Source organism: Clostridium frigoris (assembly GCF_018861865.1).
GTDB lineage: Bacteria > Bacillota > Clostridia > Clostridiales > Clostridiaceae > Clostridium_AD > Clostridium_AD frigoris.
Genome location: NZ_JAHLDV010000002.1, coordinates 209266 through 222659, shown reverse-complemented (window position 1 = coordinate 222659; position 13394 = coordinate 209266). Strand labels below are relative to the sequence as shown.

13 protein-coding genes are annotated in these 13394 nt (G+C 29.6%); 4 read left to right on the top strand and 9 right to left on the bottom strand.

What is annotated here, in order from left to right; genetic code table 11:
* Positions 1-223 precede the first annotated feature (223 nt).
* The 5 genes from KPL37_RS01955 to KPL37_RS01935 form a co-directional block, all read right to left on the bottom strand.
* Positions 224-865 (bottom strand): HAD family hydrolase, encoded by a 642-nt coding sequence (locus tag KPL37_RS01955; RefSeq protein WP_216145605.1) that lies wholly within the window; start codon positions 863-865, stop codon positions 224-226.
* 117 nt (positions 866-982) lie between these two features.
* Positions 983-1612 carry a hypothetical protein gene (locus KPL37_RS19635; RefSeq protein WP_246578089.1) on the bottom strand — a complete coding sequence of 210 codons (630 nt, stop codon included), beginning with the start codon at positions 1610-1612 and terminating at the stop codon, positions 983-985.
* Between the two features lie 197 nt (positions 1613-1809).
* The gene (locus KPL37_RS01945; protein ID WP_216145603.1) at positions 1810-2124 is read right to left on the bottom strand and encodes a hypothetical protein; all 315 of its coding nucleotides are present in this window, start codon (positions 2122-2124) and stop codon (positions 1810-1812) included.
* Positions 2125-2320: 196 nt separating this feature from the next.
* The gene (locus KPL37_RS01940; protein ID WP_216145601.1) at positions 2321-2497 is read right to left on the bottom strand and encodes a hypothetical protein; all 177 of its coding nucleotides are present in this window, start codon (positions 2495-2497) and stop codon (positions 2321-2323) included.
* Positions 2498-2685: 188 nt separating this feature from the next.
* On the bottom strand, positions 2686-3198 hold the full coding sequence (locus KPL37_RS01935) for a ferritin family protein (protein WP_216145599.1): 513 nt from the start codon (positions 3196-3198) through the stop codon (positions 2686-2688).
* Positions 3199-3569: 371 nt separating this feature from the next.
* Between KPL37_RS01935 and KPL37_RS01930 the strand changes: the two genes are divergently transcribed.
* Positions 3570-4691, top strand: coding sequence for an MFS transporter (locus tag KPL37_RS01930; RefSeq protein WP_216145597.1), 1122 nt, complete (start codon positions 3570-3572; stop codon positions 4689-4691).
* An 11-nt stretch (positions 4692-4702) separates the two neighbouring features.
* Positions 4703-5251 carry a TetR/AcrR family transcriptional regulator gene (locus KPL37_RS01925; RefSeq protein ID WP_216145596.1) on the top strand — a complete coding sequence of 183 codons (549 nt, stop codon included), beginning with the start codon at positions 4703-4705 and terminating at the stop codon, positions 5249-5251.
* A 20-nt stretch (positions 5252-5271) separates the two neighbouring features.
* Here the strand turns inward: KPL37_RS01925 and KPL37_RS01920 are convergent, their stop codons facing one another.
* From KPL37_RS01920 to pknB, 3 genes are all read right to left on the bottom strand, one after another.
* Entirely contained in the window at positions 5272-5649 is a 378-nt protein-coding gene (locus KPL37_RS01920; protein ID WP_216145595.1) for an HIT family protein, read from the bottom strand.
* A gap of 120 nt (positions 5650-5769) precedes the next feature.
* Positions 5770-6462, bottom strand: coding sequence for a YjbE family putative metal transport protein (locus KPL37_RS01915; RefSeq protein ID WP_216145594.1), 693 nt, complete (start codon positions 6460-6462; stop codon positions 5770-5772).
* A 252-nt stretch (positions 6463-6714) separates the two neighbouring features.
* Entirely contained in the window at positions 6715-8199 is a 1485-nt protein-coding gene (gene pknB / locus KPL37_RS01910; protein WP_216145593.1) for a Stk1 family PASTA domain-containing Ser/Thr kinase, read from the bottom strand.
* Positions 8200-8636: 437 nt separating this feature from the next.
* Here pknB and KPL37_RS01905 point away from each other — a divergent pair, with 437 nt between their 5' ends.
* Both KPL37_RS01905 and KPL37_RS01900 read left to right on the top strand, forming a co-directional pair.
* Positions 8637-11366, top strand: coding sequence for a peptidoglycan D,D-transpeptidase FtsI family protein (locus KPL37_RS01905; RefSeq protein ID WP_216145592.1), 2730 nt, complete (start codon positions 8637-8639; stop codon positions 11364-11366).
* Between the two features lie 194 nt (positions 11367-11560).
* Positions 11561-12136, top strand: a complete 576-nt coding sequence (locus KPL37_RS01900) for a C40 family peptidase (RefSeq protein ID WP_216145591.1) — start codon at positions 11561-11563, stop codon at positions 12134-12136.
* Between the two features lie 87 nt (positions 12137-12223).
* Here the strand turns inward: KPL37_RS01900 and glpQ are convergent, their stop codons facing one another.
* Complete coding sequence (gene glpQ / locus KPL37_RS01895) at positions 12224-13300, bottom strand: glycerophosphodiester phosphodiesterase (RefSeq protein ID WP_216145589.1); 1077 nt, start codon at positions 13298-13300, stop codon at positions 12224-12226.
* Between the last annotated feature and the right edge of the window lie 94 nt (positions 13301-13394).

The window sequence follows — 13394 nt, the reverse complement described above, 5'->3', positions numbered from 1 at the left end:
AATGTTGGACATAAAAATACTCCTCCTTACAATCTTTGATAATTACTTATCTCAATTATTGCCAAGAAAGAGTACATTTTATTCTGTTTACACAAAATTATTTACAGGCCCAACCAAAATGTAACATGTATTTTGGTTGGTGTTTACATTTTCCAATTGTAACTTAGAATACTGATTTTAGTACTTTCTTCATCTTAGTGCCACCATCCATTATTCCTGTTTGCTACAACAAACATTCAAAAGAGTCTATATATCTGTCACAAAGTAGTTGCATTTCTTCTTTCGATTTGCCTGCTCCTTCATTATATACTCCAATGGTATAAAAGCCAGCATCCTTTGCTGTTTTCATTGCATAGTCGGCATCCTCATAAACCACAACATCTGATATATCCGCTCCCATTTTCTTTGTCGCAAGATAATAACTATCCGGTTCACTTTTGCCAACTCCAACCTCATCACAACATACCACAAAAGAAAAATATTTTAACACTTCAAGACGTTTTAGTGCTGCCTTTGCTAGTTGTAAAGGGGCAGCTGTAACCACACACATAATTACACCCTCCCTTTTAAGTTTTAAAAGATATTCATTAGCATACGGTTTTAATGGTATTTCATACATATACATATCTTCAATAATTTCATTAATGTCGGAAATAATCTTCAACACATTATCTCTGATTCCAAATTCCCCTCTAAAATAATTTGCAGATTCTGTCATGGACATAGCATTTATGATTTCATTTAAATTTTCTGGTGCTTTAATTCCCTTTCCTATCAAATAATCTCTTCCAAGATTTTTCCATGCTTGCATAGAATCCATCATGGTTCCATCCATATCAAAAATAGCATGTCCAAATTTTCTCATTTATATCTCCTCGCTTTTTATTTTAATTCTAACCGATGCTCTTTTTTTTCTTCTAATTGTTCATACACCCTTGGGATTATAATTTAATCTCCTTCTAAAAAAGTACAATATTAAATATTACTTTATCTCAGTTCCACCCCATTCAACAACAGTAAATCCTTTTCTTATAAATGGTTTTAGCTCTTGCTTTTTTACATCTATAGATTTACTTAAGGGTTTAAAAACCATCATTATTCTTAACATAGAGTCTGGCTTTGGAGTTATATTAAGCTTAGCTAAACTAGCATATTCTTTTCCAGCAAATGTTATCAAATTATATTTATTCTCTTTCATAATAGGAAGCCAGTACACTATAAATTCATTATATTCTTTTGGTGTTAATCCTAAGTATTTGAGCTTTTGCTGAAGAAATTTTTCAGTTTCATTCCCCTTTACTACAAACCCCTTAGACATGTCCCACTTATTATCAGAAACTCCTTCCCAATACAAATATGAATATTCTTTGTTATCCGAAATATTAGTTAATGTCCCATCCGGATCAGCTTTTACTTTCCATCCATCTTTATATTCTGGATAAGTGCAAGTAAGTTTACCTTTATACGCAAGTTTTACACTAACCGTTTGCTGGGATGTAGGATACAAATAAATTACAGGTTTCTTAGTAGTCTCCTGTGATCCACACCCATTTAATAGTACCAAGATAAGTGATAAACCTAAAATAAAACTTTTTGATTTTAATACCTTCATATTTTATCCCCCAATAATATTACCTTAATTTTTGTATCTATTTTCATCTAATGTAAAGTTTACCATAAAAAACAATATTATAAATGTATAACGTTATACTTGTTCAAAAATAGGCCCTAAAAAACAAAAAAAATATAGTGGATTACATTAAATATCAATCCATTACATTTCCTATATGTTGTAATATATTTTAAGTTTTACAAATGATATATTGTTCCTGTATAATTTATTTTTGAATTTTCTTCATACTCCTCATAATCAATATATGCTCCCTTAAACTCTATTACATTTTCATGTATACCAAACCCTTCTATACTTATTGTTTCTATTTCTTTTTTTTCATTAATGCATGTAGCCAATGTATAATAAAAATCTTCTTCCTCGTTATATATAATTGTCGTATCTAATATTATAAACCTCGCTTGTCTTATAATATTTCTATCTTCATCTGTGATTTCCACGAACTCAATATCTTCTACAACATTATTCACTATGTTTTTAAATAAACTCATACCTGCTACCCCTCCTACTTTTAATTATATTTTCTAACTAAAGCATTAATTATTTAAATAACAGTAAAATTAACAACTATTATATACTATTCTTTAATGGTTAGTTATATTACTAATATATTATTAAGTGGAAGCTTTACAATAATTCTTTAATGTATTTTATGTCCCATTGTTTTATTATTACTTTTAATTACTTTTAATTATTTTCCATTGTTTTTAATATATCTCTATAATCATATACGACAACCCCTGTTTTCTTTTCTACAGGATCCCTATTTATTTTTCCATCATAATGCTCATACTCACTTACACTTGACTCTAATTTCTTTAATGTAGCCTTTATCGTTTTATTTGCTTTTATATTATTATCCATTTACATTATCTCCTTATTAAGTTATTTAAAATAATAGGCTAATGATAATATTCTATAAATATATGCAAAACCCTTTAAACGTTTACACATATACTTATAATCTTAAAATATATTTAACTTTTACTTAACTTTAGCCTTGGGATTTATTAATTAAAGTATTGATTAGCGGATGTTGTTTTATCATAGCTTTATTCAAGATCGTCATAGTCATCCTCATCATATTTCAATAAAATTTGGGTCAAATGCTCAGCATGTTCCTTCTCATCATTAATTATTGAATATAATGTACGCCTGATATCATGATATGGAATGGTATCTATTTGATGTTCGTAGAGAATTACGGCTTCAAATTCACCTTTTATATCTTCTCTTATGTCATTTAGTATAATTTGTTTATCGAAATTTGCTTTATATATTTGCATAGGTGATACCTTTTCTGATTTATCGTCTTTATGGTCTAAATACCCCTTATATTCACAAGGGTCATACTTACGAAGTAGTGTAAGAATCATACCATAATGTTTTTTTTCATCTTTTAATATATGGTTCCAAACTGCATTTATTTCTATCATATTTGAATTTGCAATATGCTTTGCATAACCATTTATTGCAATAATTTCAGCTATCAATATTTCCCTTAGCTTATTAGTATCAATTTTCGCAATACCTTGTGGTTGACCCTCTTTATTGGTGTAACTCATTTTATACCTCCAAAATTTATTATTTAACTAATACTAAAATTAGCAAGCACTATATATTATTCCTAAGCGTTTGATTGTGTTACTAATATATTCATAAAATAAAGATATTAACATCAAGTTCATTAAATTTTATAAATTATTTTTCCATAGTATTTTATTATAATAGTTTATATTAAAACTCAATTTAATATTACCCATAATTAACTTATGTTGACAATATCGCAAATAAGAAATATACTTTCAACAAGAAACTAATTTGGTTTTTATAGTTTCCAAGTTGAAAGGTGATGTATTAATATGAACGATAAAATATTTACCCGAAATGAATTGTTTTTTTAATTACAATAAGTTTAGCTTTAGGAATTAGACAAATGGCAATGACTATAGTTATGCCATTTATTTCAACCTACAGTAGAACTTTAAGCTATAGTAATGCTACTTTAGCTGGGGTAGCCCTTGGTATTTTTGGACTAACACAAGCTATCTTTCAAATCCCTTTTGGCATATGGAGTGATAAAATTGGAAATAAACGTGTAATTTTAATAGGACTTTTGCAAGTAATAATAGGGCTAGTTATTGCCTTTCTTGCTAAAAGTATATATATGCTTATTTTCGCTAGAGCTTTGCAAGGGAGTGGAGCTATCCTTGCATCTGGCTATTCCTGGCTTATTTGTAGTGTTGATAATAAAAAAGGCCCTCGTGCTTTAAGTATTTTAGGAATGATTGTTGGTTTTTTTGCAGCATCAGCCTTTGCTTTAGGGCCTTTGATTAATAACTATATATCTGTAAGACAAATGTTTCTTGTATGTGCACTCTTAATTTCCTTAGTATGGATTATTATATTGTTTTTCTTAAAAGAAACTCATGATGAGAGTTCTTGTGCAATACCTGAAAATCAAATTAAGATAGGTGAAGGCATAAAAGTTTTATTAAGAAGCAAAGAATTTTTAGGACTTAATTTAGCAGGATTTTTAAATAATTATATAATGGTATCTGTATTTTATATAGTTCCCATATATCTTGAAAAAATCACTGGCACTAGTGGCATGTGGAAAATTTTTATGCCTGCCGTAATTATAGCTATAATATTTATGAGAAAATCTATTATATTTGTTGAAAAAGGTTACAGTTCAAACTTAATTATGCTAGCATTCATTTTAAGTGCTATAGGTATATGTTTTTATTTTAAAACCCAATCATTTTACTTTATATTGATAGGCAGCATATTATTTATGACAAGATATATTTTACTAGCTACGGTAATACCTTCTGCAGCTAATGATATTGCAGAAAATAGCTATAGAGGAGCGGCAAATGGAATAATAAATAGTTTTCAATATGTTGGATCTTTTGTAGGTTCGGTTATCACAGGTATCTTATGGAGTAATCACAAAAGCAGTGCTCTATTTTTAATAATAGTAATATGTATAATAGGCCTATTTACTGTAAAAAAAACTAAAAAGAACTCTTTAAGGAAAGTAAAATTAGGATAGCGAGGTATAAAATGAAGGAAATAATAATGAAAATTGCCGCCCAAAAGATACAGACACATGGGTTAAGAAAATTTACTATGGATGAAATTGCTTTAGAACTTAAAATGAGTAAAAAAACTATATATAAACATTTTAAAAGTAAAGATGATATTATATTGGAATATTTCAAAGAAATAATAGAAAGTGATAAAAATTATTCTATTGAGGCTATAAATAAAGATGGTTCCTTAGAAGATAAATTGAATTCAATAATTTTTTCTTATCATAAATATAAACTTCCCATTAATATACTAGATGAAGCACATAAGTTTTATTATGACGAATGGAATAAAATCCAAGATTTAAAAGACTTTAAATTAAAGCTCATAGAAACTACATTAAAAGACTCTATGGAATCAGGGTTTTTAAGGAATGATATTAATCTAAAGCTTATTAGTTCCATCTTAGAAAGTGTCAGTAACACATTTCTAGATTACAAATTCTTAAGCAAAAATAACATGACAATGAAAGATGCGATGAATGAGATGATTACAATATTACTTCATGGAATTTTGAAGTAATATTTATTTCTCATCAATTTCTATCCATCATACTCAACCAAAGCCTCTTTTAGATTTCTTACCCCACCTCTTGGATTATCCACATCACCTATATATCTAGGAATAAAATGCACATGTAAGTGGTTTATAGTTTGCCCCGCATATGTTCCTACATTAATACCTATATTATATCCAGCTGGTTCGTATTGAATATCAAACATCTGTTTCACCTCATGCATTAATTTATATATTGCTTTAATCTCTTCCTCAGTTGCCTCAAAAAAGTTAGCAAAATGCCTTTTTGTTATTATTAGGCAATGGCCGTTATTTACTGGGAAATGATCGAGTATTGCAACTGCATACCTATTTTCTACTATTATTTCAGATTCATTGATATTGCAAAATATACATTTTGACATTATTATCCTCTCCTTTTAATATTATGTTATCACTATAATCTCTATATTTCATCTCAGTATTAATTTTATTATAACAAAAAAACTGTACTATTAAGTACAGTTTTTTATAAATATTCTCTCTTATGTATTGTGTCCTAACGCTGTTTTTCCTTTTTCTGACCTTTTTATCGCTAAGTATCCATACAACAATACACCAATAGCAAAAACCCATGGGATTATCACTGAAACTGTATTTGAAAGTCCTAAATATTTTATTGTTATATTATCCTCGAGTATCATTTTAAATGAAGTGTGAGCTAATATTGCACCCCCTATAAATATAACAATTGGGTGATCATTCATTAAGTTTGCAACAAATTGACTTCCGTAAAAAATTATTGGTATGTTTATTAAAATACCGATAACAATTAATAAAACATTGCCATCTGCTGTACTTGCTATTGCAATTACATTATCAAGACTCATACTAATGTCTGCAATAATAATTACAGCTACAGCTCCCCAAAATCTATCTGCTTTTTTTACATTACACTCTACTTCCTTAGATTCAGGCTTAATAAAGTCCCATGTAATTTTTACTAAAACAATTCCACCAACTAACTTAATCGGTAACCACTGTATAGCCATTATTTGAGTAATAATACATGCAAATAATACTCTTAATCCTATTGCTCCTGCTATTCCTATAAAACTAGCTTTCTTTGCAAATTTAGGCGATAAGTTCTTGGTTGCTAGTGCTATAACCCCAATGTTATCACCAGATAATGTTAAATCAAGTATAGTAATTTGTAGTACTCCTATGATAAAAACCATTAAAGTTCCCGTTTGTATCTCCTTCTTTCTTTCTTTCTTTCTTTTGGCATTAAATTTATTAATTAAGACAAACTTTAATAACGATTTTTATATTAAAATAATATTTAAGTACCTTAATTATTATATTATATCATATTATAATAATTTTAAGTACATGCCTTTCATCTCACTAGCATAACTGTATGTCTTTCTAATATATTTACTTATTAACTTTATTATTTTTTAACTAAATATATCACTATAGAATTCCATTTATTTTTTTGAATGCTTATTTTTAGAATTCTTTTCATGTATCTGTTTAGGTTTTTTTATGTTTTTTCCCACCTTTGTTTGTGGCTGTATAGCTTGAACTATCTTTTTACCTTGACTTATAACTATACTTATTTTACCACCTTTCTCATAATCTGTATTCACCCCAGGTGATTGACTAATAACTAACCCCTTAGCAACACTATTACTATAATTATTTGTTATGTTACCAAGCAAAAAACCATCATTAACTGCTGCCTTTCTTGCATTATCTTGATTTTTACCAATAAGTGAGGTCACAATTTTTTTTTCAATTACTGGCAATTTTGCAGCTACTTTTGGAACAGTATTTTTGACAACTGGAGTTTTTACACTTGAATCCTTTGCATTTAAAATGGATTTTCCTAAAGCTAAAACAATAACTAAAAAAATAATTGATGCTATAATTAGCATAACCTTTCTTTTTTTACTATTCTTCTTTAGAGGTATTGCTTCACTTTCTTTTTTTAATATCGTTTCCTCAGCCACTGAATTATCCAAAAGTGTTTCTTCCAAAATTGCATCTTTACTCATAACCGTTGTGAAATCATCTCTTATATTAGAAGCTACTACAGCATCCATAATTTTAGTAGCACCCTCAAGTTCACTGTTTACTACTACTTTATAATTAGGATTATTTCTAATCGCACCTATAACTTCTGACATTTCGCTCGCCGTTTGGTATCTTTTAATAGGTTCCTTTTGCATAGCTCTTAAAATCACCTGATTTATATTTTCAGGTATATCTGCAATAATCTCCTTTGGCGCAGTAATATTTCCCTGAATATGCATCATAGCTATGGTAATAGCACTTTGCGCATTATAAGGTACCTTTCCTGTCACCATTTCATACATTACAATGCCTAATGAATATATATCTGATCGCAAGTCAAGAAAACTCCCTTTTGCTTGTTCTGGGGAAAGATAATGTGCGGTTCCCATTACCTTATTAGAATTGGTTACAGTTCTTGCATCCGCAACTTTAGCTATTCCAAAATCCATGACTTTAACCATTTTATCCTTGGTTATCATAATATTATCTGGCTTTATGTCACGATGAATTACTCCGCTCTCATGTACACACGAAAGAGCTTTTGATATTTGAAAAACTATATCTAAAGTCTTCTTGGATGTAAATCTTCCATTTTTCTTTATTATTTGCTTTAATGTTTTTCCATCAACATATTCCATAACTATAAAGTTAACATCATTATCTTCGCAAACATCATAAACATTTACTATGTTTGGGTGTGATAATTTTGCAATTGAAGTAGCTTCTCTTTTAAACCTTGAAATAAATTCCTCATCATTACTTAACTCTTTCTTTAATATCTTTACAGCTACAAATCTATTTAGCACATGGCACTTTGCTTTATAAACAGTTCCCATGCCACCCTCGCCAATGTTTTCTAATACCTCATATCTATTTAAAAGAAATGTCCCTATCATATATGTTTTTTCCTCCTACGAAGAATATTAACATATACATTATATCATAGCTTATGGAAAATAAATGGATCAAAATATGTGTTATATTCGTAAGCTACTATATTTAACAATATAAACAACTATATATACTACTAACATATGGATTTGTTTTGTCGAGTCATGTATAATAAACATAAGGTATATAATACACACTTAAATAAATAATTAATAATTTAAAGTATAATGTATGCAAACTACGAATTCAAAGATAGCCTAGCGCAGTTGCTGGGCTATTTATATATAAATGTAATTGACAAAGCTTACATCTAGACGTATATTTAAAATACATATGAATTGCAAGGCTTTACAAAGTCACCATTTAAATTGTTTTTTAAGAATGCTGACAAGTACTGATAATTTTATTATGCAAAAAAAATGAAAGTTAAAATGGTGATGAAATGAAAAAAAAGAAGAAATTTAATAGGTATAATATTCTTTCTATAATTATGCTAGCTATGTTCTTAACAATAGGTTCAAAATTATATTATTTACAAGTTTTCAAAGGCGAATATTACAAAGCAGAGGCTGAAACTATTAATTCTGCAAAACTTGTAACCGTTGCGGCACCAAGAGGACTAATAACAGATAAAAGTGGGATAAAACTTGCGACTGAAGCACTAGGTTATAACCTTACATATACAAGTACAACTGATACTGGTAAGGATAATACCCAACTATTTGCAATATTACAAAAAGTATTTAAAATTTTAGATGCTAATAAAGAAGTTCAGACAGACAGTTTTCCATTAAAGATTAATCCATATAGATTTGAATTTACTTCAAGTGACTCTAAAGTAAAACAAGCCATGCTTCTAAGATTTTTAAAAGATAGAAACATTCAAGATAGTATATTAAAATCAAAATTTGAAGGTAAAAAGGAAGAAGAGTTAACTACCTCTGAAAAAACTGCTCTTAATAATGAACTTTTAAAGCTAACTCCAGAACAAATATATAATAAACTTCTTGTTACCTATGATATAAAAAATGGCCTTTCAAGTTTGAATATAAAGGCAACTCCGGATGTACTAAGGAGATATTTAATTATAAAAGACAGCATCAAAATGAACTTTTATTCTGCTAATAAATCAATTAATGTAGCAACTAATATAAAGAAAGATACTTCACTTATATTTGAGCAAAGTCTCTCAGACTTAAAAGGTTTTAAAGTAGAAAATCAGCCTATGAGAGAATATCCATACGGCCAACTTGCTTCATCAGTTCTAGGATATATAAGCAAAATAAACTCTGCTGACAAAGCGAAGTACGCTGCAAAGGGTTATGATACAAGTGTAGACTATGTTGGTACTACTGGAATTGAAGCTGCAATGGAAAGTAACCTTAAAGGCGTCAATGGAGAAAAAGATATAAATGATGATTCTGTAGCAATAATTAAAAATACCGCTCATAATAAAAAAGCTGTTCCAGGAAAAAACGTTCAACTTACAATAGATGCAAATTTACAATACGCCACCGAAACCACTTTGAATAGTGAAATGAAGACAATACAAGATAAAGGAACTTATGGTGGTTTAGACGTATCAAATGCTACAAGGGGTGCAGCGGTTGCCATAGATATTAATACTGGTGGAGTGCTAGCACTTGTAAGTCTACCAGGTTATAATCCAAATGATTTTTCTACAACCCAAGGTTTAACTGAAGCTCAATCACAAAAATATTTCAATCCAGATTATGAAAAGATGGCAAAAGCTGATGGGCTATCGTCTTTAACTGATTATATGTTTCCAATAGACAAAAGTATAAAGGGAAATACAACCATTCGAAAGGATAAGTTTGATTATTATCCAAAATACTTGTATAACTATGCAACTATGTCACTTATTCCTTCAGGTTCTACATTTAAACCAATGACAGCAATTGCAGGGCTTGAAGCTGGAGTTATAGATGCTAATTCAACTTACGATGATGAAGGCGGGTATGATATGGGTGGTGAAAATAAAATAGGAGGTCCAAATTGGAATCCTTTTACATCAGATGGACGAAATGGCATTGTAAATGTAGTAAGTGCAATAAGAAAATCTAGTAACCCATTTTTTATGAATGTAGGTCAGAAACTAAGAGAACAATTTGGTGATGATATTTTAGCTAAATATGCATGGATGTTTGGCCTAGGAGCTAATCCTAATGCAACGAGTCCAGGTACAGGAATAGAAATAAGTGAGAATTTTGGGCAAGTATATAATACAGTGTCACAAAAAAACTTATCAGCCTCACAATATCTTTTGAGTATTGAGCAAAATTTAACTGATGGTATTTCTAGTTCAAAAGTAAAATTTCCACCAATAGATTTATATGATAGAGATAGAGATACTAGTATTGTTTCTGATGGAAAAAAACTTTCAGAAATTAAAACACAAATTAAAAATTATATAAGGGATTCTGTAAAGAACGGAACTTTCTCTAAGAGTAATTATGTGGGGTTATTTAAGCAATTAATAGCTGCCGACCCTGCGTATAAAAATCAAAAATTTACGGCTACTGATATAAATACAATCGTAACTGATATATACTATCTTTCAGTACAAACAGGTCATGGTTCTTTGAGTTTACCATACAATATGTTTATTGCATCTATCGGCCAAGGCATGGACAACTTCACTCCACTCCAGATGGCAAATTATATAGCAACCCTTGCCAATGGTGGGACAAGATATAAAGTTCATTTAGTTGATAATATAAAAGATTCTAATGGAAAGTTAATATCCCAAACGAAACCTGTAGTAATAGATAAAGTTGGTATGAGTACTGAAACTAGAGCTCTAGTTATGCAAGGCATGAATGGCGTTACAGGTGCTGGTGGTGGTACCGATGGTACTGCATATGCAGCACTTGGTGATTTTCCTATACCTACAGGTGGTAAAACAGGTACAGCTCAGTTCACAACCTCGGAAATACAAAATAAAATTGGTAGAGGCGATTATGCTTGGTATGTAGGTTATGCACCTGCTGACAATCCTAAAATTGCAATATCTGTAGTTATATTTGATGGTGGTTATGGTTCTGATGCCGCAAAAGTTGCTAGAGGTATGTACGAGAGTTATTTTAAAAACGATCCTCGAATGAAGCAGTATCAAAATCATTATGACATAAAATTAAAAAAGATTAATTAGCTTATTCATTTAAATAAAACGGCAATAGAGAATTTATATATTCTCTATTGCCGTTTTTTTATTAAGTTTAATAGTATTGAACACTAATAAATAATTAATAAACATCTGGGAACTATTTATATTTAGTATATTGTTAGAGATACTACAATAACTTACTATAGGATAATTTAAAATAATGGAGGCTTGGAGATTATATGAAAAGCTCTTATTATAAACGAAATTCAATAAAATCTTGGCATTTAACTTTAATTCTTATATTAGTATCCGTAACATATATGGTTTTTACTATTTTCTCAAATTCTAAAACGCCCTTAAATAAAACTAAGTATATAGCAAACGGGCAACAATACATTTCATTAATAAATGGGAATGATTTAAAAGCTTATTCTGATACTTTTCTAGGGATGCATTACTTATGGGGTGGCACAACACCTGCAATATCGGATAGCTCTGGAAAATATATTGGTGGTGGATTCGATTGTTCTGGTTTTGTAGCATATATCTATAAACATTTCGGTATAGATTTACCTAGAACAACTATGGAACAGATAGATGAAGGTATTTCTATTAATATAAATGACCTTAAGAATGGAGATCTGGTCTTTTTTAAAACAAACCCAGAGCTACCCTACCAGGTATCTCACGTTGGAATATATATTGGCAACAATAGGTTTATTCATTCTCCAAAATCCGGCGATGTTATAAAAATCTCTGAATTAACGGGATATTACAAAGAAAACTTTGTTATAGGTAAGAGGATATTAAAATAAGTATTTTAATATCCTGGGCGCACCACAATTATAAGCCACCTATACTATAGGAGGCTTATAAAGAATATTTTTCATTTTAACATTGAATTATTTTTTGTGATTATTTGGTAATACCTTTACTGCATGATCAGGAAAATCAGTGAATATACCATCTACATCTTCTTTAAAATAAAATCTTTTCATTAACTGATCTACACTAGTTACATATTTAGGAAGATCATCTTTTCTAAATGTATATGGATGAACAACAAGATTGTGTTTATGCGCATCTTTTACTAAATTAGGATTAGTAACTGGTAATTTACCTTTATTCCCATCTTCATCTAGTATTTGGTCACACCAAGGCCCAATACCATTTGCATAAGTAGCTACTTTTGCTAGTCCTTCATCTGTCATCATTTTTTCATAATTAGCTCCTGGGCAATCTGCTTCTACACTAATCAACTGAATTATCTTCACTTTTGCACCCATTTTTGTTCTAACTTTTATTAAGTAACTTGGATCAAAACATTGTAAATAACATTTGGATTCAGGCGTATCATACCCATACTTTCTAAGAACTTTTAATACGACAGTTCCAATATCCTGTCCATTATCTGTATGAAATTTAGGTTGTTTCAATTCAGGGTAAATTCCTACATCTTTACCTGTACTTTTATTCAACCCTTGTATAAGTTGTATATATTCTTCTAACGTTGGAACTTCAAAATGAGCACTACTTAGAGGAAATCTACCTGGAAAAACAACATCCGTAGTAGAACCTTCTTGTGTACGTTCATGTACACTAAGCGTTTTAATTTCACTTAGTGTAAAATCAATCACATAATAATGTCCATCAACACGTTTTCTATTTGGATAAATTTTTGCTACATCTGTTGTAGTATCTATTGTAATATCATGCATTATTACTGGAACACCATCTTTTGTTAAACAAACATCAGACTCTATATAATCTGCACCTAACCCATAAGCTAAAGAGTATGACTCTAAAGTATGTTCAGGTAAGTATCCACAGGCACCTCTATGTCCAATAACTATTTTGTTATTTTTTGTTGAAGCAGCTAAAACAGTACTTTCTCCATATCCTACAGTTGATCCTACGGTTAGGGCTAGTGTACATACAAGTGTGCACGCTATCTCAATTATCTTTTTTTTGTTTTTCATATTATAGACTCCTTATATAATCTATTTTTTCTTTTGATATAATACTTACTAAGTTGTTATACTTTAAATACTAACATTTTTTGATATAAATATT